The sequence below is a fragment of the Massilia sp. Soil_C_3 genome, from assembly GCF_057657035.1.
The window spans coordinates 350,632-370,935 of the sequence record NZ_JBDGJG010000006.1 but is presented as its reverse complement, the minus strand read 5'-3'; the positions used below and the strand labels follow the sequence as shown (position 1 = coordinate 370,935).

The 20,304-nt window shown below is 65.1% G+C and carries 17 protein-coding genes; 8 read left to right on the top strand and 9 right to left on the bottom strand.

Features of this window, described 5'->3' with window-relative positions; genetic code table 11:
- Window positions 1–3: 3 nt before the first annotated feature.
- The 3 genes from AC3A6F_RS14620 to AC3A6F_RS14610 form a co-directional block, all read right to left on the bottom strand.
- A complete protein-coding gene (locus AC3A6F_RS14620; protein WP_487681898.1) occupies window positions 4–1,524 on the bottom strand; it encodes a SulP family inorganic anion transporter in 1,521 nt (506 codons plus the stop codon).
- Window positions 1,525–1,619: 95 nt separating this feature from the next.
- Window positions 1,620–1,958, bottom strand: a complete 339-nt coding sequence (locus AC3A6F_RS14615) for a c-type cytochrome (RefSeq protein ID WP_487681896.1) — start codon at window positions 1,956–1,958, stop codon at window positions 1,620–1,622.
- Window positions 1,959–1,966: 8 nt separating this feature from the next.
- The gene (locus AC3A6F_RS14610; protein ID WP_487681894.1) at window positions 1,967–2,323 is read right to left on the bottom strand and encodes a c-type cytochrome; all 357 of its coding nucleotides are present in this window, start codon (window positions 2,321–2,323) and stop codon (window positions 1,967–1,969) included.
- A gap of 189 nt (window positions 2,324–2,512) precedes the next feature.
- On the opposite strand from AC3A6F_RS14610, the gene AC3A6F_RS14605 reads away from it, so the two are divergent.
- From AC3A6F_RS14605 to AC3A6F_RS14580, 6 genes are all read left to right on the top strand, one after another.
- Window positions 2,513–3,358 (top strand): AAA family ATPase, encoded by an 846-nt coding sequence (locus AC3A6F_RS14605; protein ID WP_487681892.1) that lies wholly within the window; start codon window positions 2,513–2,515, stop codon window positions 3,356–3,358.
- A complete protein-coding gene (locus tag AC3A6F_RS14600) occupies window positions 3,355–3,945 on the top strand; it encodes a GNAT family N-acetyltransferase (RefSeq protein WP_487681890.1) in 591 nt (196 codons plus the stop codon). The genes AC3A6F_RS14605 and AC3A6F_RS14600 overlap by 4 nt, the downstream gene beginning before the upstream one ends.
- Before the next feature lie 3 nt (window positions 3,946–3,948).
- Window positions 3,949–5,118, top strand: a complete 1,170-nt coding sequence (locus AC3A6F_RS14595; RefSeq protein ID WP_487681888.1) for a vWA domain-containing protein — start codon at window positions 3,949–3,951, stop codon at window positions 5,116–5,118.
- Between the two features lie 374 nt (window positions 5,119–5,492).
- A complete protein-coding gene (locus tag AC3A6F_RS14590) occupies window positions 5,493–6,683 on the top strand; it encodes a cation:proton antiporter (RefSeq protein WP_487681886.1) in 1,191 nt (396 codons plus the stop codon).
- Window positions 6,673–7,800, top strand: coding sequence for a YbdK family carboxylate-amine ligase (locus AC3A6F_RS14585; RefSeq protein ID WP_487681884.1), 1,128 nt, complete (start codon window positions 6,673–6,675; stop codon window positions 7,798–7,800). The genes AC3A6F_RS14590 and AC3A6F_RS14585 overlap by 11 nt, the downstream gene beginning before the upstream one ends.
- An 80-nt stretch (window positions 7,801–7,880) precedes the next feature.
- The gene (locus AC3A6F_RS14580) at window positions 7,881–9,782 is read left to right on the top strand and encodes a M61 family metallopeptidase (RefSeq protein ID WP_487681882.1); all 1,902 of its coding nucleotides are present in this window, start codon (window positions 7,881–7,883) and stop codon (window positions 9,780–9,782) included.
- Here the strand turns inward: AC3A6F_RS14580 and AC3A6F_RS14575 are convergent.
- The 3 genes from AC3A6F_RS14575 to AC3A6F_RS14565 form a co-directional block, all read right to left on the bottom strand.
- Window positions 9,779–10,117 (bottom strand): hypothetical protein, encoded by a 339-nt coding sequence (locus AC3A6F_RS14575; protein WP_487681880.1) that lies wholly within the window; start codon window positions 10,115–10,117, stop codon window positions 9,779–9,781. The genes AC3A6F_RS14580 and AC3A6F_RS14575 overlap by 4 nt on opposite strands.
- 192 nt (window positions 10,118–10,309) lie before the next feature.
- Window positions 10,310–11,311, bottom strand: coding sequence for a gamma-glutamyl-gamma-aminobutyrate hydrolase family protein (locus tag AC3A6F_RS14570; protein WP_487681878.1), 1,002 nt, complete (start codon window positions 11,309–11,311; stop codon window positions 10,310–10,312).
- Between the two features lie 66 nt (window positions 11,312–11,377).
- Window positions 11,378–12,205, bottom strand: a complete 828-nt coding sequence (locus tag AC3A6F_RS14565; RefSeq protein ID WP_487681876.1) for a response regulator — start codon at window positions 12,203–12,205, stop codon at window positions 11,378–11,380.
- 172 nt (window positions 12,206–12,377) lie between these two features.
- Here AC3A6F_RS14565 and AC3A6F_RS14560 point away from each other — a divergent pair, with 172 nt between their 5' ends.
- Entirely contained in the window at window positions 12,378–14,375 is a 1,998-nt protein-coding gene (locus AC3A6F_RS14560; protein WP_487681874.1) for a DNA topoisomerase IV subunit B, read from the top strand.
- A gap of 153 nt (window positions 14,376–14,528) precedes the next feature.
- Window positions 14,529–16,856 carry a DNA topoisomerase IV subunit A gene (parC, locus tag AC3A6F_RS14555; RefSeq protein ID WP_487681872.1) on the top strand — a complete coding sequence of 776 codons (2,328 nt, stop codon included), beginning with the start codon at window positions 14,529–14,531 and terminating at the stop codon, window positions 16,854–16,856.
- A 72-nt stretch (window positions 16,857–16,928) separates the two neighbouring features.
- Here parC and AC3A6F_RS14550 read toward each other — a convergent pair whose 3' ends face one another.
- The 3 genes from AC3A6F_RS14550 to AC3A6F_RS14540 form a co-directional block, all read right to left on the bottom strand.
- Window positions 16,929–17,423, bottom strand: a complete 495-nt coding sequence (locus AC3A6F_RS14550) for a hypothetical protein (RefSeq protein ID WP_487681870.1) — start codon at window positions 17,421–17,423, stop codon at window positions 16,929–16,931.
- Window positions 17,424–17,570: 147 nt separating this feature from the next.
- Window positions 17,571–18,992, bottom strand: a complete 1,422-nt coding sequence (locus AC3A6F_RS14545) for an IgA Peptidase M64 (protein WP_487681868.1) — start codon at window positions 18,990–18,992, stop codon at window positions 17,571–17,573.
- Between the two features lie 54 nt (window positions 18,993–19,046).
- Window positions 19,047–20,267: a cyanophycinase gene (locus tag AC3A6F_RS14540; protein WP_487681867.1), complete on the bottom strand. Its 1,221-nt coding sequence runs from the start codon at window positions 20,265–20,267 to the stop codon at window positions 19,047–19,049.
- Window positions 20,268–20,304: the final 37 nt, after the last annotated feature.

Sequence of the window (20,304 nt, the reverse complement as noted above, 5' to 3'; positions counted from 1 at the left end):
GACTCACCCCAGCTTGTCGTCCGCGACCCGGTAGCGCGGGTCTTCAACCAGGTTTACCTCGACCATGCCGCGCGCCTTGTCCAGCAGCTCGCGGCAGTCCGGGCTCAGGTGGCGCAGGTGCAGGCGCTTGCCCAGCAGGCGGTAGCGCTCGGCCAGCGCGTCGATCGCCTGGATCGCCGAGTGGTCGACCACCCGCGCATGCAGGAAGTCGACGATGACGTCCTGCGGATCGTCTTTCGGGGTGAACAGCGCCTGGAACGGCGTCACCGAGGCGAAGAACAGCGTGCCTTCCAGCGCATACACCTTCCAGCCCTGCGCGTCGTGCGAGACGGCGGCCCGTACTTGCTTGGCATGCTGCCAGGCGAACACCAGCGCCGACACGATCACGCCGGCGATCACCGCCAGCGCCAGGTCGTAGACGAGGGTGATGCCCGCCACCAGCACGATCACGAACAGGTCGGCGCGCGGCACTTTTCCAACCAGGCGGAACGTGCCCCACTCGAAGGTCTTTTCGCACACCACGAACATCACGCCGACCAGCGCCGCCAGCGGGATCGCCTCGATCCAGCTGGACCCGAACAGGATGAACGCGAGCAGGAACAGCGCGGCCGCGATGCCCGACAGGCGCCCGGTCGCGCCGCTGTTCACATTGATCATGCTCTGGCCGATCAGCGCGCAGCCGCCCATGCCGCCGAACAGGCCGGCCGCGACGTTGGCGGCGCCCAGCGCCAGCGACTCGCGGTTCGGCTGGCCGCGGGTGTCGGTGATCTCGTCGATCAGGGTGAGCGTGAGCAGCGACTCGATCAGGCCGACGCCGGCCAGCACCAGCGAATAGGGAAAGACGATGCGCAGCGTCTCCAGGTTCCATGGCACGTCGGGCAGCGCGAAACCCGGCAGGCCGCCGGCGATCGACCCGAGGTCGCCCACGGTCTTGGTCTCGATGCCAAGCAGCGCGCAGCCGATGCTGGCCACCAGGATGCCGACCAGCGTCGACGGCACCGCTTTGGTCAGGCGCGGGGTCAGGTAGATCACCGCCATCGTGACGACGATGATGCCGGCCATGACCGCCAGTTCGGGGCCGGCCATCCACTCTACCGCGCCATCCGGGCCCGGCTCCTTGAAGTGATTGAACTGGGCCAGGAAGATCACCAGCGCCAGGCCGTTGACGAAGCCGAGCATCACCGGATGCGGCACCATGCGGATGAATTTACCCAGGCGCGCGGCGGCGAACAGCAGTTGCAGCACGCCCATCAGCACCACCGCGGCCAGCAGGTATTGCGCGCCATGCTGGACCACCAGCGCCACCATCACCACCGCCAGCGAACCGGCGGCGGCCGAGATCATGCCGGGCCGGCCTCCGAAGCACGACGTGATGAAGGCGACGATCACTGCCGCATACAGGCCGGTGAGCGGGGACAGGTGCGCGACCAGGGCGAAGGCGATCGCTTCGGGCACCAGGGCCAGCGCGACGGTCAGGCCGGCCAGCAGGTTGATCTTCAGGTAAGCGGGGGTAAGGGACGGCACGGCGGCTCCAGCGGCAAGGATGACAATCCCCTCGCTGCACTGCAGCAGAGGGGATCGCATGTTACCAGTTGCCGCGCAGCCGCGTAACGACAGCCCTACTTCTTGACCACCAGCTGCGACGGCAGGCTGGCCAGATAGGCGCCGAGGTCGGACATGTCCTGGTTCGACAGCGGCTGCACGATGGCGGCCATGATCGGGTTGACGCGGCCATTGGCGCCGGCCCCGCGCTTGTAGGCGCGCAGCGCATGCGTCAGATAGTCGGCGTGCTGGCCGGCCAGCTTCGGATAGGTTGGATCGATCGCCTTGTTGAAGTCGGCGCCGTGGCAGGAAGCGCAGTTGTATTTCTGGGCCAGGGCTTCGCCGCGCTTGACGTCGTTGGCGGCCGCGCCTAGAGACACAGCGCCGAGGACCAGCAGGAGCATCGTGTTCTTCATGGCGGTCCTCATCGCTTGGCGGTCGCTTGGACCGACGATTGCTGGGAATAATAGGCCGCCACGTCGGCGATGTCCTGGTCGCTCATCGAGCGCGCGATGCCGGTCATGGACGGATGCTTGCGATCGCCCTTGCGATAGGCCTTGAGTGCGGATTCGATGTACTTGGCCGACTGGCCGCCGATCATCGGCACGCGGTAGACCTCGGGGAATGCCGTCTTGTAGCCGCCGGGGATGGCGTGGCAGCCGATGCACATCTCGATCTTGGCGGTGGCCGCCTGGGGATTACCGACCACTTCCGCGGCGGATGCGCTGCCGGCGGCGCCGGCAAACAGCGCCAGCGCCAGTGGTACCAGAGTTTTTTTCATGGGCGTCTCGTTAGTTATATGTCGAAAATCGCAACCGCACAAAAACTTAGCAAAGGCTTACCAACCGGCCGATTCTATCTGAAGACTTGACACCAGTCTACAAACCGGCGTCCCGCGCCCGGGCGGCGGGTGGGCGGTATTTTTGTCATATACTCGCCCAACCTTCTTCGTTTTCTTCCGTCACCCGCCATGCATGCTTCTCCCCGCTTCGAAGGCAGCGACAATTACGTCGCCACTCCCGACCTGAAACTGGCCGTCAACGCCGCGCTCACGCTGGGCCGCCCGCTCCTGATCAAGGGCGAGCCGGGCACCGGCAAGACCATGCTGGCCGAGGAGGTCGCGGCCGCGCTGAACATGCCGCTCTTGCAGTGGCACGTGAAGTCGACCACCAAGGCCCAGCAGGGCCTGTACGAATACGACGCCGTCTCGCGCTTGCGCGATTCGCAGCTGGGCGACGAGCGCGTGCGCGACATCCAGAACTACATCGTGAAAGGTGTGCTGTGGCAGGCGTTTACGTCGCCCGAGCCAGTCGTGCTGCTGATCGACGAAGTCGACAAGGCCGACATCGAGTTCCCGAACGACCTGCTGCGCGAACTCGACCGCATGGAGTTCTACGTCTACGAGACGCGCGAGATGGTGGTGGCCAAACACCGCCCGCTGGTGATCATCACCTCCAACAACGAAAAGGAACTGCCCGACGCCTTCCTGCGCCGCTGCTTCTTCCATTACATCCAGTTCCCGGACCGCGAGACGATGGCCGACATCGTGGGCGTGCACTTCCCGACGCTCAAGCAGGATCTGCTGGCGGCCGCGCTGCAAAGCTTCTATGCACTGCGTGACGTCCCCGGCATCAAGAAGAAGCCGTCGACCTCGGAATTCCTCGACTGGCTCAAGCTGCTGCTGGCCGAGGACGTGCCGGCCGACGCGCTGCGCGCCGAGAACGAGGCCCCGCCGCTGCACGGCGCCCTGCTCAAGAACGAACAGGACATCGCGCTGTTCGACCGCCTGATGGCCATGGCGAGGAACCGGCGATGATCACGGTCGCGCCCATCACCCTGGAGCTGAACGGCGTGCGCCTGGAGCCCTTGGGCCCGCACCACGCCGACGGCTTGCGCGCGGCGGCCAGCGATGGCGAGCTGTGGAACCTGGTCGTGACCAGCGTGCCGGCGCCGCACGACGCCGGCGCCTATATTGATACCGCCCTCGGCATGGCCAACCGCCGGGCCTGGGCCGTGGTCGAGGCGGCCAGCGGCGCTGTCATCGGCAGCACCAGCTACCACGACATCGTGCCGGACGTCGACCGGGTCGAGATCGGCTACACCTGGTATGCCAGGCGCGCGCAGCGCAGCCACGTCAACACGAGCTGCAAGCTGATGCTGATGCGGCACGCCTTCGACACGCTCGGCTGCGCGGTGGTGGGCCTGCGCACCGATGGCGAGAACTTCGCCTCGCAAGCGGCCATCGAACGCCTCGGCGCGCACAAGGATGGCGTGCTGCGGCATCACGCCGCGCGCCGCAACGGGCAGGCGCGCGACACCGTCATGTACAGCATCCTGCAGGGCGAATGGCCGCGCGTGAAGGCGCACCTGGAGGCGCGTCTGGCGCATCACGCCGGGAGCTAGGCCATGCTGATCGACTTCTTCCGCGCCCTGCGCGAGGCCAAGGTCCCGGTCTCGATCCGCGAATTCCTGACCCTGCTCGAGGCCCTGCAGCGCCAGGTGATCCTGCCCTCGCTCGACGAGTTCTATTACCTCGCGCGCCTGACGCTGGTGAAGGACGAGGCGCACTTCGACAAGTTCGATCGCGTGTTCGGCCTGTGGTTCAAGGGGGTCGATGCGGTGTTCGACGAAAAGGCCGAGATCCCGTTGGAATGGCTGATCAAGCGCTTCGAGCGCGAGCTGACGCCGGAACAGAAGGCGCAGCTGGAAAAATTCGGCTACGACAAGCTGCAGCAGCGCCTGCAGGAATTATTGAAAGAGCAGAAGGAACGCCACGCCGGCGGCAGCAAGTGGATCGGCACCGGCGGCACCTCGCCCTTCGGCCATGACGGCACCAACCCCGAGGGCATCCGTATCGGCGGCACGGGCCGCAACCGCAGTGCGGTCAAGGTATGGGAACAGCGCACTTTCCGCGACTACGACGACGAGCGCGAACTGGGCACGCGTAATTTAAAAGTCGCGTTGCGCCGCCTGCGCCGCTTCGCGCGGCAAGGCGCGGCGGACGAGCTGGCGCTGGACGACACCATCCGCGCCACCGCCAGCAATGCCGGCTGGCTCGACATCCGCATGCGGCCCGAGCGCAAGAACCGGATCAAGGTGGTGATGCTGCTCGACGTGGGCGGTTCGATGGACGACCACATCGAGCGCACCGAAGAACTGTTCTCGGCCGCCAGCAGCGAATTCAAGAACATGGAGTTCTATTACTTTCACAACTGCGTCTACGACTACCTGTGGAAGAACAACCGCCGCCGCCACAGTGAGCGCTTCGACACCTGGGACGTGCTGCGCAAATATCCGGCCGATACGCGGGTGATCTTCGTGGGCGACGCCACCATGAGCCCCTACGAGGTGATGGCGCCGGGCGGCTCGGTCGAGTACAACAACGAAGAGCCGGGCGCGGCCTGGCTGGCGCGCTTCGTCTCGACCTTTCCCAAGTTTGCCTGGCTCAATCCGGAGCCGGAACATCTGTGGCAATACCGGCAATCGATCGCCCTCATTCGCCAGATCATGAACAACCGCATGTTTCCGATCACGCTCGAAGGGCTGGAACGGGCGATGCGGCTGCTCAGTAAGTAGGCGCGGCATCCATTCCTGTTAGCGCATGCACGTCGTACCCGCGCAGGCGGGTACCCAAGTCTTTTGCGCAGCCGGCTTTATCAAACGTAGTCACGGTGCAAGCACGCTTGGGTACCCGCCTTCGCGGGTACGACGTCTTCGAGGCAACAATTTATTTCCAGCAATGTAATTACGCACTGTGTTAGTGCGGACACGGACGGCCGTGCTGGAATCGCTATGATCTAGCCACTCGCCCGCCGCTCGCCGTGCCTCAACACAAGGCGCGTGGACGGGCGAGCCAGGACAATCGTGCGTGCGCCGTCCGCTTGTAGAATCCAAGCGTCGGGCGGCAAGCGCACCACTTACAAGACGCATAAAAACAGAGGGGAAAACGAATGCCAGACCTGCTGTCCTTGTTGACTAGTCTCGCGTGGCCGCTGGCGATTGCACTGGCCTGGCTGGCCGGCGAATTCGGCCAGCGCTGGACCGGCCTGCCGCGCATCAGCTTCTATGGCCTGGTCGGCTTCGCGCTCGGCAGCACCCAGATCGGCGCCCTGCCCGCCCCCGACATGGGGCCGGTCTCGCTGCTGGCCAACGTCGCCTTCGGCCTGATCCTGTTCGAACTGGGCAACCGCATCAACCTGCGCTGGCTGGTCAACAATCCCTGGATCGGCGTGGCCGGCCTGGTCGAGGCGGCGCTGACCTTCATCCTCGTCTATTTCGTCGCCAGCGCCTTCGGCGTCGGCAGCCTGACGGCCCTCCTGATGGCGGCGCTGTCGATGGCCACCTCGCCCGCCACCGTGGTGCGGGTCGTCAACGAACAGAAAAGCTCGGGCCAGATGACGGAGCGGGTGCTGCACCTGTCGGCCCTGAACTGCGTGCTGTCGGTGTTCGCCTTCAACGCCATCATCGGCATCTGGCTGTTCCGCACCTATGACGCCGTCGGCGAAGCGCTGTGGCAAAGCCTGGTGATGCTGGCCGGCTCGATCCTGACCGGGGCCATCTTCGGCGTGATCGTGCCGGCGCTGCTGCGCGCAATCGGCAATCAGCAGCAGGACGCCACCGTCGCGTTCGCATTAGCCATCATTTTGCTGGTGGCCGTGTGCGACAGCGCCGGCCTGACGCCGGTGGTGGCGGCGCTGGCCTTCGGACTGACGGTGCGCTACCGGCGCGTGGCCTTTACCCAGACCCAGCGCAACTTCGGCGCCCTGGGCGAAGTGCTGACCGTGCTGCTGTTCGTGTACGCCGCCTCGACCCTCGACTGGCGCCTGGTCGCCGCCGGCGCCCTGCTCGCCATCAGCGTGGTGCTGGCGCGCATGTTCGCGAAGGTGGCGGGCGTGACGGCGTTTGCCCACCTGTCGGGCGTCACCTGGCGCAAGGGCGCGCTCACCGGCCTCGGGCTGGCGCCGCTGGCCGTGTTCGTGATCCTGCTGCTCGAGCACGCGCGCTATGCGGGCCTGAAAGTGGTCGAAGAACTGTATGCGATGGCGGCCGTGACGATGCTGCTCGAAGTCTTCGGCCCGATCATCATCCAGCGTGCGCTGATCTGGGCGCGCGAAGCACCGGAGTCGCCCCATGCCGCTTGAAGCCTTCACCCCCTCGCAGCCGCTCACCTTCGGGGTCGAGCTGGAGCTGCAACTGGTCAGCCTGTCGGATTTCAACCTGACCGCGGCCAGTCCCGACCTGATGCACCTGCTGAAGCGCAAACCTTTCCCGGGCAACGTCACGCCGGAGATCACCGAGAGCATGATCGAGATTAACTCGAGCGTGCACACGGCCTACGCGCCGCTGCTGGCCGAGCTGACCGAAATCCGCGACACCCTGGTGGCGGCCAGCGACGTGCTCAATATCGGCATCGCCGGCGGCGGCACGCACCCGTTCCAGCACTGGTCCGACCAGCGCATCTCGGCCAAGCCGCGCTACGAATACCTGTCGCAGCTGTACGGCTACCTGGCCAAGCAGTTCACGGTGTTCGGCCAGCACGTGCACATCGGCTGCGCCAACGGCGACGATGCGCTCTACCTGCTGCACGCGCTCAACCGCTACCTGCCGCACTTCATCGCCCTGTCGGCGTCGTCGCCCTATGTCCAGGGCCACGACAGCCTGTTCGAATCGGCGCGCCTGAATTCGGTGTTCGCCTTCCCGATGAGCGGCCGCGCGCCGTTCACGCTCTCCTGGCAGGAGTTCACCGACGTCTACTTCGCCAAGATGGAACGCACCAACATCATCAAGAGCATGAAGGATTTTTACTGGGACCTGAGGCCCAAGCCGGAATACGGCACCATCGAGCTGCGCGTGTGCGATACGCCGCTCACGGTGGAGCGGGCGGCGGCGCTGGCCGGTTACCTGCAGGCGCTGTGCCGGCACCTGCTGGAGCGGAAAGAAGAAGCACCGGTGGAAGACGATTACCTGGTCTACAACTACAACCGCTTCCAGGCCTGCCGCTTCGGCCTGGACGGCAGCATCACGCATCCGAAGACCTACGAGAATGTGCCGATGCGCGAAGACATCCTGGCGACGCTCGACACCATGCTGCCGCATGCCGAGGCGCTGGGCAGCGTGGACGCCTTGAAACACCTGGCGGCGGCGGTGCACGACGGCAGCGACGCGACCATCCTGCGCCGCCATGTGGAACGCGAAGGCAGTGTCGAGGGCATGGTCAATGCGGCGATCCAGCACTTCCGTGGCGGCCGCACGAGCTGACAATTTCCCCTACATTCGGTATCCAAATTGCATGATAATGAAAGATTGCTTACCTGCAGTTTTTCATTATTCATGCCCACATGGTTAAACTGACCGCCACCCTGCTTCTGCTTCCCGCCCTGCTGTGTTCCAGTCCTCTGTCGACTGCGGCCCCGTGGAGTGCGCCCGCCTCGACCATCCCCCTGCCGCGCGACCGCGCCTTCTCCGGCACCTTGCAGCTCGAGGTCGATGCCAGCGACACCGCGCAGCGTATCGTCCGCGTCAAGCAGCGCGTGCCGGTGCAGTCGGCGGGCCGCCTGACCCTGCTGTATCCGAAGTGGGACGGCGGTAGCCACGGCCCGACGATCCAGGTCCAGCGTATGGCCGGCCTGGCGATCCAGGGCGGCGGGCAGCGCCTGGCATGGCGCCGCGATCCCCTCGACGCGCATGCCTTCCACGTGCAGGTACCGGCCGGCGTGCGCGAGCTGGCGCTGGAGTTCCAGTTCCTGGCGCCGCTCGGCCACATGAGCCACATCGCCTCGGACATGATCAACCTGCAGTGGCAGAACGTGATCCTGTATCCGGCCGGATGGTTTGCCAGCCGCATCCCGGTGGCGGCCTCGCTGACCCTGCCCGAGGGATTGGTGGCGGGGACCTCGCTGGTGGAGCAGCGCCGCGCCGGCTCGACCATCACCTTCGCGCCGACGCCGCTCGACCTGCTGCTCGACTCGCCCGTGCTGGCCGCGCCCCATGTGGAGCAACGCACCGTGGCCGCCGGGCCGGTCCCGGTGCGCGTGACCTATTTCGCCGGTGAGGCCGCGCAGCTTGCCGGCGCGGGGGCGATGGACGCGCCGCTGCGCGCCATCGTCGAACAGACCGCCAGGGTATTCGGCAAGGCGCCCTTCCCCCACTTCGATTACCTGGTGCCGCTGACGGACCGCTTGCCGGGACCGGGCGGCCTGGAACACATCCGCTCCGCCGAAGTCACGCTGCCGCCGGACTTCCTGGCCAACCGCGATGCCTCGGCCGCGGAAATCGACCTGTTTGCCCACGAATACATCCATGCCTGGAATGGCAAGTTCGCCCAGCCCGCGGACCATCGCACGCCCACACCCAACGTGCCCATGCAAAGCACGCTGCTGTGGGTGTACGAGGGACAGTCCGAATTCTGGGGGCGGGTGATCGGCGCACGCTCGGGCCTGCGCGGTTTCCAGGACACGCTCGACGCGCTGGCCCTGGACGCGGCCGCGATGGCGAACCGGCCGGGCCGCGCCTGGAAGGCGCTCGGCGACAGCGCGCTCGATTCGATCACGATGCCGGGCGGCGCCGGCGTCAGCTGGACCGACTGGCAGCGCCGCAAGGATTACTACGCCGAAGGTGTGTTGCTGTGGCTGGACATCGACGGCATCCTGCGCGAACGCAGCCAGGGTAAATTCGGCATGGACGACTTCGCCGCCAGGTTCTTCGCCGTGCAAGGAAAGACCAGCAAGGACTACACCTTCGACGACGTCTGCGCCACCTTATCCAAGCTCGCGCCCTTCGACTGGCGCGGCTACCTGGAACAGCGCGTGCACGGCAACAGTGACGCCGGCCTGCTCGACGGCCTGGAACGCGCCGGCTACCGGCTGGTCTACAAGCCGACGCCGAGCCGCTACGTCGAGCGCGCCCTGCAGGGCGAAGGAGTTCCCGACTTCAGCTACGGCCTCGGGATCGGCGTGAACGGCAAAGGTGTGGTGCGCTCGGTCGGCTGGAACAGCCCCGCCTTCAAGGCCGGGCTGGCGCCGGGCGCCACGCTGGTGGAAGTGGGAGGCGAGCCGTTCAGCATCGAGCGCCTGGCTGCGGCGGTGTCGCGCCGCGATCCGGCCGGCATCGTGCTCACCATCGAGCTGGATCGGCAGAAGCGCGCGGTCACGATCGCCTACGATGGGGGCTTGCGCTATCCGGCGCTGGAACGCATCCCGGGCCGTGACGATGGTCTGCGGCAGCTACTGCAGGCGCGTTAGCCGGCCAGCGGGGCAGCCTTGCTGGCCCAGCCGCCTTTCATGAAGCGGGCCAGCAAGGGCTGGCGGGTTGGCGCCGGCGGCGGCAGCTTGGCGTCGACCACGACTGCCCACTGGTCGGCCAGCTGTTCGCAGGTGGCGCGCAGGACCGGATCGAGATTCGGCAGGCGCGACAACGCACAGAGGTGGCGCTCGATCACCGACGCCAGCTTGATGCACGGCTGCTCGCCATCACCGCGCGTCGTGTAGTTCGACATCAGGTGCAACAGCGAAGCGACCAGCAACGCGTCCTGGCTGCGCGGTTCCGACGGCGTCGTGTGTGGGGTGGATATGGTCATGCAAGCGTCTCCAAAATAGCCGAATAGCGGTTGCGGTCCGCAACGATGTAACGTGAATTGCAACGAGATGCGAATGATTCTCATTTCATTATTCACGCGTCACGCGGCGAAAGCAAGCGTTTTCGGCAAGCGAATCGTGGGGCGGCTGAGGTCGGACGAAAGCTGATTCTTTGAGGCAATTATTGGGAGAAATTACAGCCGGGTTTCGCGCGCCGCGCGCAGGAATTCATCGAGTACCGGCGTGCAATCGAGCAGGTCGACGCCGCCGGCGCGGTGGAATTCAGGGTGCCACTGCAAGCCCATGACGAAGTTGGCGCGCTGGTAGCGGATCGCCTCGATGATGCCATCGGGCTCGGACATGGCTTCGATGCGGATGTCGCGGCCCAGATCCTTGACCGCCTGGTGGTGGATCGAGTTCACCATGGCCCGCTCGACCTTGGGGAACATGCGGCCCAGCGACGAACCCTTGGGGAAGACGATGGCGTGGCGGTGCGCGTCATACACATCGTGCACGTGCGGCAGGGCCTCGGGCATGTCGGTGGCGACGTCCTGGTGCAGGGTGCCGCCGAAGGCGACGTTGATCAGCTGGCAACCGCGGCACACGCCCAGCACCGGTTTGCCGGCGTCGACGAATTCGTGCAGCAGTTCGAGCTCGTAGACGTCACGCGCGCGGTCGCCGCTCCACTCGGGCTTGGTCGGGGTTTCGGAATAGGTTTGCGGCGCCACGTCGGCCCCGCCCTGCAGCACCAGGCCGTCGAGGTGGCGCGCATAGTGGCGCAGGGTGATATTGCTGGGGTGTAGCAGGCCGTTGGTATTGACGGTGGGAATCATGAACACCAGCACGTCGCGCGACATCACCCACTGGGCGATCGATTCCTCGAGATACTGCAGGTTCTTGCTGAGCAGCCCCTTGGCGCCAGTGGCGGGGTGAAAGATACGGGCCGAGACGCCGATGTGCAGCGTGCGCTGCATGAAATCGCGGTTGAAGCGTTCGCGCAGCGAACGGAAACGTGAGGTAATGACCCGGCCTGCCAGGGCGACGGCATTGTCGCCATCGCGCAGGTAGCGCGCCGGCCCGCGCGCGGTCTGGCCGCCGCTCGCACGGCGATCGGGCACGCGCACGCGCGTTTCGCGGCGCTCGTCGATGTCCGCGGTTGGATCGTCCTTGCGCTTGATTTGATCGTCTTCAGCCATGGTTATTAATATAACTTCCCCATTGCTTCGCACGATATAAAGTTGTTACAAAACGTCGCGTCTTCCCTACACCGGGAGATCCAGCAGCTTCTGAAAGGTCAGCATCCAGTGGCGGCCGGCGACCGGCGTCGTGAGCAGGCCGCGCGCCCCGGCGCGGCGCGCACGCACGCTGTCGTAGTAAAAGGATTGCTCGACCAGGAACACCACCGGCGTGCGCTGCGCTCCGTCCTGCGACTTGATCGAGCTGCACACCTCATACGGTTCGATGCCGACCGCCGCCGTGTTGATCAACACCAGCGCTACCTTCGTTTCGTCGCACAGGCGCACCGCCGCGCACAGGCTGTCGGTCCATTCCACCGGCACCCGGCGCGGGCCGAGCACGCGCGCCACCTGGTTACGCAGCTGGCATTCCTTGTCGACGATCAGGACGGCCCCATCTACCGGACCACGACGCTGGCGCGTGTAGAATGCCGGCGTTTCGCAGTCCGGCGCCAGGCGCGGACGGCGGCGGCGTTCGGCCAGCACGCGCCGGACGGTGCGGGTGCTCTGCTGCACCAGCACCTGGACCCGGTTATCGAGCAGTTCGGCCAGGGCTTCATACAGTTGCAGCGAGTCGACCGGCCGCGCCAGGGTGCGCCAGGGCTCGGCGCCGGGGTTGCCGATCACGAGCGCCGGCTGCAGCGATCCCGGCGGCAGGCAGCCGAGCCGGGTCAGCGCGGTGGGGCTGTCGCCGTTGGCGATATACAGGTCCGGCTCTTGCAAACTATCGTCATGCAGGCAAGAATACGACGGCCCCACGCCCGGCGCCCGCGCCAGCAGGGCGTCGAGCCGCGCGCTTTCAGCCGGGGTAAACCCGATCAGGCGAATGGTAAACGGATAGCTGGACAAGTGCATCGGTAACGCCCCTCCCTGGCATTGCCGTGATTATCTGGCTTAATCTAGCACAAACGTGCGAAGCGAAAAGCACGTCACAGCGCAAACTACTGTATATTTAAACAGTAAAAAAGCCCAACCTTTTCCTCCCGACAAGTTAGAATGCCGGAGCATTCGACAATCAATCTTCAAGATGGCCTCCAAGAAACCCGCTCCAGACTACAGCGAATCATCCATCCGCGTCCTCAAGGGACTCGAACCTGTGAAACAGCGTCCGGGCATGTACACCCGGACGGAGAATCCGCTCCATATCATCCAGGAGGTGATCGACAACGCCTCCGACGAAGCGCTGGGCGGTCACTGCAAGAACATTGGCGTGACCCTGAACCCGGACGGTTCGATCACGGTCGAGGACGACGGCCGCGGCATCCCGGTCGGTATCCACCCGGAAGAAGGCGTGTCCACGGTCGAGATCGTGTTCACCCGCCTGCACGCCGGCGGCAAGTTCGACAAGGGCTCGGGCGGCGCCTACGCCTTCTCGGGCGGCCTGCACGGGGTCGGCGTCTCGGTCACCAATGCGCTGTCGAAGCGCCTCGAGATCGAGGTGTGGCGGCGCGACGACCAGGGCAACGGCCAGCACAAGCTGGTATTTGCCAATGGCGACGTGATCGAGCCGCTCACTTCCAGCCCTGCCGAACGTGGCGGCAAGAAGAACGGCACCCGCGTCACCGCCTGGCCGGACGGACAATATTTCGATTCCCCGAACATCCCGCTGGGCGACCTGCAGCGCCTGCTGCGCTCGAAGGCGGTGCTGCTGCCGGGCGTGACGGTCACGCTCACCAACGGCAAGACCGGCGACGTCCAGACCTGGCGCTACGACGAAGGCCTGCGCGGCTACCTGAACGAAGCGCTGGCCCAAAGTTCCAGCGGCGAGACCCTGATCCCGCTGTTCGAAGGCGCGCAGTTCGCCGCCGCGGGCGACGACAGCTTCGCCGAGGGCGAAGGCGCCGACTGGGTCGTGGCCTGGACCGAGGAAGGCGGCGTGGTGCGCGAGTCCTACGTCAACCTGATCCCGACCGTGAGCGGCGGCACCCACGAAGCCGGCCTGCGCGACGGCCTGTTCGGCGCGGTGAAGAACTTCGTCGAGCTGCACGGCCTGCTGCCGAAAGGCGTCAAGCTGCTGCCCGAGGACGTGTTCGCGCGCGTCTCGTTCGTGCTGTCGGCCAAGGTGCTGGACCCGCAATTCCAGGGCCAGACCAAGGAACGCCTGAATTCGCGCGATGCGCTCAAGCTGGTGTCGACGTTTACCAAACCGCCGCTCGAACTGTGGCTGAACCAGCACGTCGAATACGGCAAGAAGCTGGCCGAACTCGTCATCAAGCAGGCCCAGTCGCGCCTGCGTTCGCTGCAAAAAGTCGAGAAGAAGAAATCGTCCGGCGTGGCGGTGTTGCCGGGCAAGCTGACCGATTGCGAATCGACCGACATCACGCGCAACGAGCTGTTCCTGGTCGAGGGCGACTCGGCCGGCGGCTCGGCCAAGATGGGCCGCGACAAGGAATTCCAGGCCATCCTGCCGCTGCGCGGCAAGGTGCTCAACTCCTGGGAAACCGACCGCGACCGCCTGTTCGCCAATAACGAAATCCACGATATCTCGGTGGCGATCGGCGTCGATCCGCACGGCGTCGGCGACTCGCCCGACCTGTCTGGTCTGCGCTACGGCAAGATCTGCATCCTGTCGGATGCGGACGTCGACGGTTCGCACATCCAGGTGCTGCTGCTGACCTTGTTCTTCAAGCACTTCCCTGCCCTGTTCGGCAACGGCAATATCTGCATCGCGCGTCCGCCGTTGTACCGGGTCGACGTGCCGGCGCGCGGCAAGAAGCCGATCCAGAAGCTGTATGCGCTGGACGACGGCGAACTGCTGGCGATCGAGGACAAGCTCAAGAAAGAAGGCCTGAAGGAAGGCGTGTGGAGCATCTCGCGCTTCAAGGGCCTGGGCGAGATGAACGCCGAGCAGCTGTGGGAAACCACCATGAACCCGGACACCCGCCGCCTGCTGCCGGTGGCCTTCGGCCAGTACGACCACGCCGAATCGGCATCGCGCTTCAATATGCTGATGGGCAAAGGCGAAGCCGCGGCGCGCCGCGCCTGGATCGAGGAACACGGCAATGAGACGGAGGCGGATATCTGATGAGGTTAGTGGTTTGTTAGCTGAACTTGGGTTCCCGCCTGCGCGGGAACGACGGTCTTTCGGCCAGTGGCCCGAACACGTCGTCCCCGCGCAGGCGGGGACCCAAGTTTCTCCGCACACCCAAGCGCCCCCGCAGAACATCGAACACACATCATGACGAATCAACCAAGTCTCTTTGAACAACAACACGAGCCCTCGGACGTCGAGACGCTCACCCTGTCCACCTTCGCCGAGCGCGCCTACCTCGACTACGCCGTCTCGGTGGTCAAGGGCCGCGCGCTGCCGGACGTGTCGGACGGCCAGAAGCCGGTCCAGCGCCGCATCCTGTACGCGATGAACGAACTGGGCCTGGGCCCGACCGCCAAGCCGCGCAAGTCGGCCGCAGTGGTCGGCGACGTGCTCGGTAAACTGCACCCGCACGGCGACCAGTCGGTGTACGACGCGCTGGTGCGCATGGCGCAGGACTTTTCGCTGCGCTATCCGCTGATCGACGGCCAGGGTAACTTCGGCTCGCGCGACGGCGACGGCGCCGCGGCAATGCGATATACCGAAGCCCGCCTGACCCCGATCTCGCGCCTGCTGATGGACGAGATCGACATGGGCACGGTCGACTCGCAACCGAACTACGACGGTTCGACCACCGAACCGCGCACGCTGCCGGCGCGCCTGCCGATGGTGCTGCTCAACGGCGCCTCGGGCATCGCGGTCGGCCTGGCCACCGAGATCCCCTCGCACAATCTGCGCGAGGTCGCGGCGGCGGCGGTGGCGATGATCCGCAATCCCAAGATCACCCACGCCGAGCTGATGACCTTCATCCCCGGTCCGGACTTCCCGGGCGGCGGCCAGATCATCACCCCGGCATCGACGATCGCCGACATGTATGCGGTCGGCCGCGGCTCGATGAAGGTGCGCGCGCGCTGGAAGATCGAAGAGCTGGCGCGCGGCCAGTGGCAGGCGGTGGTGTACGAACTGCCGCCGGGCTGCTCGTCGCAGCGCGTGCTGGAAGAAATCGAAGAACTGACGAATCCGAAGGTCAAGGCCGGCAAGAAGGCGCTGCTGCCGGAACAGCTGGCGCTGAAGAACACGATCCTGGGCGCGCTCGACGCGGTGCGCGACGAATCGGGCCGCGAAGCCGCGGTGCGCCTGGTGTTCGAGCCGAAGTCGAAGAATGTCGACCAGAACGAATTCATGCTGATGCTGCTCGCGCATACCTCGCTCGAGAGCTCGGCGCCGATCAATATGGTGATGATCGGCGGCGACGGCCGTCCGCGCCAGAAAGGCCTGGGCACGATCATCCAGGAATGGATCGATTATCGATTCACGACCGTCAGGCGCCGCACCGAATTCAAGCTGGGCAAGGTCAACGACCGCATCCATATCCTGGAAGGCCGCGAGACCGTCCTGCTGAACATCGACAAGGTGATCGCCATCATCCGCAATTCGGATGAGCCGAAGGCGGCGCTGATCGAGGAATTCCGCCTGAGCGAGCGCCAGGCCGAGGACATCCTCGAGATCCGCCTGCGCCAGCTGGCGCGCCTGGAAGCGATCAAGATCCAGCAGGAGCTGGCCGAACTGCGCAGCGATAAAGAGAAGCTCGAGGACATCCTGGAGAACCCATCGTCGATGAAGCGTTTGATCATCCGCGAAATCGAAGCAGACGCCAAGCAGTACGGCGACGACCGCCGCACCATCATCGAGGAAGCGCAGCGCGCGGTGGCCGAGCAGAAGGTCATCGACGAGCCGGTGACCGTGATCGTGTCGGAAAAAGGCTGGGTGCGCGCGCGTACCGGCATCGGACACGATCCGGCGCAGTTCACGTTCAAGGCCGGCGACTCGCTGTATAAGGCCTTCGAGTGCCGCACGGTGGATCACCTGCTGGGCATTGGCGACAACGGCAAGGTGTATTCGGTGCCGGTGAACGCGCTGCCTGGCGCGCGCGGCGACGGCGTGCCGATTACCACCTTGGTCGATTTGTCGGGCGGTGTGCGGATTTTGCACTACTTCGCGGGCAATCCGGAGACGCGCCTGTTGATCTCGACCTCGGATGCGTTCGGGTTCATTACCAAGGCCGGCGATATGGTCAGCCGCCTGAAGGGTGGCAAGTCGTTCATCACCCTGAACGAAGGCGCGACGCCATTGCCGCCGCGGGTCGTCACTGACACTGCCGGCGCGATCGCCTGCCTGTCGGAAAAGGGCCGCGTGCTGGTGTTCGGCATCGACGAGATGAAGGTGCTGACCAATGGCGGTCGCGGTGTGATTCTGATGGAGCTGGAGCCGAAAGAGAAGATGCTGGCGGCGCAGCCGATCAACCAGAAGGGTGTGAACGTGGTTGGTACTTGGGCTGAGGGCAAGGCGCGGACGGTGGAACTGTTTGCGTCGGGACTGGAGCCGCACTTTGGCAAGCGGGCGCGCAAGGGCAAGGCGTTGTCGGCGAGGCTGAAGGCGCAGGATTTGGCGATGCGGGCGGCCGACGCTTCGTAATCCCGACCGCTTTCAACGTTCAGAAACAAAAATGCCGGCGCGAGCCGGCATTTTTTGTTTCAAGCCTGGTGCTTAGTTACGGGCAGCAGCCTTGTGCACGTCAGCTTGTGCTTCAGCACGCACCTGCTCGGTCTTGGCGGCAGCGGTGGCCTTGTCGGCTGCCGCATCGACTTGTGCCTTCAGCACTTTTTCGTCGGCCTTGATCATTTTCTTCTCGGCTTTCAGATTGGCGTCGGCCACTTTCTCTTCAGCCTTGGCCATCGCCTTGGCGCGGTCTTCCGGATCGGCTTTGGCCACTTTCGCGGCTGCGTCAGTGTGCGACTCGACCAGGTTGGCGTGGGCTTTCGACTTGGTCTCGACAGCCTTGGCCATGGTCTTGTTCACTTTCTCGTCCGCTTTGACGGCGGTCTTGATTTCTTTCTGCTCTGCCTTGATCACGTCTTTCTCGGCATTGGCTTCCGCCTTGACGATGCGGTTGTCTGCCGCGGTGGTGGTCGGCGCGGTGGTTTGAGCGTGAGCAGCGGTAGCCATCAGGCCGGCGATGAGGGTAGCGATCAGTTTGTTCATGATGTGTTTCCTTTTCTGGTTGGTCTCTGCACAGATCGGGTTGCCTGTGCAGTCGTTGTTGTTCTTCAGTGATTCCAGAATAAGCCGATCGCAGCGCCGGGTCTGTTAGACAGCCCACAGTCAAATTGTCAGAGTTGTAAGCAAAGATTACCGCTGAACAGCGCCTGCATAGAGGTCGATGATGTCGCCGATGCCGTCCTGGCATACCGGGCAGAACTTGTCGCTGCGGTCGAACATCAGGCATTGCATCGCCGGCCGGTAGTAGCCGCTGGCCTCGTAGTTGGCGCCTTCGAAGGCGCCGATCGTGTGCCGGTGCGGCTGCTGCGCGAACAATGCGTTCGTACGCTGCAGGTCTTCATGGAACAAGGCGCTCATCTCGGATTCCGGGCGATTCCCGGCGCGCAGTGCGGCGCGCTTCTTCTGGTAGGCGCGCGACTCTTCCTCGTACTGCGCCTTGGGCCACGGCGTCGGCAACCGCGTGCCGTCCTTCACATGGCGCTTCCATTTGAGCCTAGCGGGGTCGCGTAGCGCGGTGACGTTCGGCTCCCACGGTTCCATGCGGCCGCTGGCCGACTGGTAAGCAACGGGTGAGGTGTAGTACTCATCGGCCAGGCCGGCGAAGTGGTGGCCGAATTCGTGCACGAACAGGTAGTCGGCCCAATCGTTGCCCGCCGCCGCGGTGCTGAACTGGCCGAAGATGCCGCCGCCGCCATAGGTCTCGTTGTTCACCAGGATCTCCATGAATTCATACGGCGCGTGCTGGGCGATGTCGCGCAGCGCGCGGTTGTCGAGCGTGAGCACATAGCGTTCGCTGCCGAAGATGTCGTAGCGCGTGCCCAACGCGGACGGATTATGCACGCCGGTCGACGGCCGGCTGATGCCGGATTGCTCGGTCGGCACCGCCATCGCCCACACATTGAAATCCTTCGCGCGCTCGCGGAATGGCGACACCGTAAACAGATGCTTCGTCAGGCGGCGCGCATCCTGCTCGAACTTCTTCATGTCCTTCTGCGTATAGCCATCGCCCAGGATCAGGAGGTCGACCTTGTCGGGCGACGGTCCGCTGGAATGGATCGCGATCGGTTTTGCCAGGGCCGGCGGCTGGCGCCGGATGACGTCCTGGGCATTCGGATCGACCTCGATGCTCCAGGCCACCGAGAACCCGTTGCGCTCGTCGCGCTTGAGGATGCGTACCCGCACCGGCTGCTCGAACTGCGGGAAGCGCACCGATTCCTGGAACGAGCGGCTGATGCGGTTCGCTTCCTCGGTGGTGCGCCATTCGCCGAACACGGTCGAGAAGCCGCGCGAGTACAACAGGTCGCCGGTCTTGGCATCGACCACCTCGACCCGGTTCTGGCCACGGTTGGTGTCGTCGAGGTTGCGCGCCATGTTTCCCGGCCAGGGCAGCGGTTCGATCGCTACGCGCTCGATGGCGTATTGGTCGGAGAGTGCATTGCCGCTGTGGGTGTAGTCGAGACGGACCGTGGCCGGCTGGGCGGCCTGCACCGCCGGCAGGAACGTCACGCCCAGCAGCAGGGCGGCAAGACACTGGATCAGGAGACTGCGCATCGCGATTCCTCGGCAATAAGAAGATCGCATTATTCTAAGCTCATCGATACTGACTTATCGGTATTGATACAGCGGCCTTTGCACAACGATCGGCCGGATATCGAGCCGCACGTTATAGACCGAATAGGCTTCGCTGAACGCCGACTGGTAACCCACGCTCTCCCCCACGCGACTGAGCTTGAACTCGAAGCCCAGGTCGGGCCGCTCGGCGTTGGGGCTGTCCAGCGACAGGCCAATCGCGTCGACCTGGTCGCTGTCGATCAGCTTGGCCATCAGGTCGACCACCGTGCCGTTGCCGAGGATGTCGGCCGAGAACAGCGGGCCGCGCCAGTACGGCTTCTTGGCATCGACCTTGCCGTGCGCCTTCTCGGGCGCAGGGGTGAAGATCTTGGTGGCCAGGTTGAAGCGGTCGCCATTGTCGAGGTAACTCAGGCGCCCGTTGGCGAGATTGAAACTGCCGTCGCGGGTGGCGGCCTCGCTCAGGTCGACCAGCAGCGCGCCACGGTAGCCGATCACCTCGACGTCGCGCTTCGGCCCCACCACCATCGCCGTGTTCTCGTCGATCCCGAGGCCGATCTTGTAGCCCTTGGCCAGCATGGCCGGCAGCATGCGCGCGAAGCGTCCGCGCACCAGCAGGTGCTGGTCGATGAAGACGTCGTCGCCGATGAAGCCCAGGCCGCGCGTGATCTGGCGGCCGTCGTCGACGCCATGCTGGAGCGTGGACAGGATCGAGCGCGGATGGCCGAACATGGTGCTGCTCATGATGGCAGCGCCGGCGCTCGAGCCGGCGATCACGCCGCCGCGCCGGTACATGTCCCACAGGGCGTCGAGCACGCGCGTGTTGCCGCCGTCGGGCCGGCGCAGGACGCCCGTGATGCGCCCCTGGTCGCCGCCCGAGAAATAGGCGCCGCCGGCCGTGCGCACGGCCTCGGCCAGCTTGGGATCGTCGGCCGCGGCGCGCCCGTCGGCGCCATCCAGGCGCTCGGCGACCGGGACGAAGAAGGCGTCGGCGCCATGGCGGTTCAGGCGCTCAACGAGATAATTGCCGGCCCGTTCGGGACTGGCCGAGGCGGAGGCGAACACGGCCACGCGGGCGCCTTTGCCGCCCGCGAGCTGGACGATACGTTCCCACACGGCATCGTTATCGGCGCGCAGGGCGCCGCCGATGATGACGAGCGAGCCTTTCGGCGGTACTGGTTCTTTGTCAGCGGCATTGCTGGCACTGCTCGCCAGCAATGCCAACGTGATTACGGCATGGACGACGAATCGGAACATAGGGCTTCCTCTGATGAGCCATCAGAGTAAGCGTGAT

Bases quoted from the DNA above. Each gene is read 5' to 3' on its own strand.
- AC3A6F_RS14570 (WP_487681878.1), bottom strand. From the start codon at position 11,311: ATGGCTGAAGACGATCAAATCAAGCGCAAGGACGATCCAACCGCGGAC.
- AC3A6F_RS14600 (WP_487681890.1), top strand. From the start codon at position 3,355: ATGATCACGGTCGCGCCCATCACCCTGGAGCTGAACGGCGTGCGCCTG.
- AC3A6F_RS14615 (WP_487681896.1), bottom strand. From the start codon at position 1,958: ATGAAGAACACGATGCTCCTGCTGGTCCTCGGCGCTGTGTCTCTAGGC.
- AC3A6F_RS14580 (WP_487681882.1), top strand. From the start codon at position 7,881: ATGGTTAAACTGACCGCCACCCTGCTTCTGCTTCCCGCCCTGCTGTGT.
- AC3A6F_RS14545 (WP_487681868.1), bottom strand. From the start codon at position 18,992: ATGCGCAGTCTCCTGATCCAGTGTCTTGCCGCCCTGCTGCTGGGCGTG.
- parC (WP_487681872.1), top strand. From the start codon at position 14,529: ATGACGAATCAACCAAGTCTCTTTGAACAACAACACGAGCCCTCGGAC.
- AC3A6F_RS14575 (WP_487681880.1), bottom strand. From the start codon at position 10,117: ATGACCATATCCACCCCACACACGACGCCGTCGGAACCGCGCAGCCAG.
- AC3A6F_RS14595 (WP_487681888.1), top strand. From the start codon at position 3,949: ATGCTGATCGACTTCTTCCGCGCCCTGCGCGAGGCCAAGGTCCCGGTC.
- AC3A6F_RS14610 (WP_487681894.1), bottom strand. From the start codon at position 2,323: ATGAAAAAAACTCTGGTACCACTGGCGCTGGCGCTGTTTGCCGGCGCC.
- AC3A6F_RS14565 (WP_487681876.1), bottom strand. From the start codon at position 12,205: ATGCACTTGTCCAGCTATCCGTTTACCATTCGCCTGATCGGGTTTACC.
- AC3A6F_RS14605 (WP_487681892.1), top strand. From the start codon at position 2,513: ATGCATGCTTCTCCCCGCTTCGAAGGCAGCGACAATTACGTCGCCACT.
- AC3A6F_RS14590 (WP_487681886.1), top strand. From the start codon at position 5,493: ATGCCAGACCTGCTGTCCTTGTTGACTAGTCTCGCGTGGCCGCTGGCG.
- AC3A6F_RS14550 (WP_487681870.1), bottom strand. From the start codon at position 17,423: ATGAACAAACTGATCGCTACCCTCATCGCCGGCCTGATGGCTACCGCT.
- AC3A6F_RS14560 (WP_487681874.1), top strand. From the start codon at position 12,378: ATGGCCTCCAAGAAACCCGCTCCAGACTACAGCGAATCATCCATCCGC.
- AC3A6F_RS14540 (WP_487681867.1), bottom strand. From the start codon at position 20,267: ATGTTCCGATTCGTCGTCCATGCCGTAATCACGTTGGCATTGCTGGCG.
- AC3A6F_RS14585 (WP_487681884.1), top strand. From the start codon at position 6,673: ATGCCGCTTGAAGCCTTCACCCCCTCGCAGCCGCTCACCTTCGGGGTC.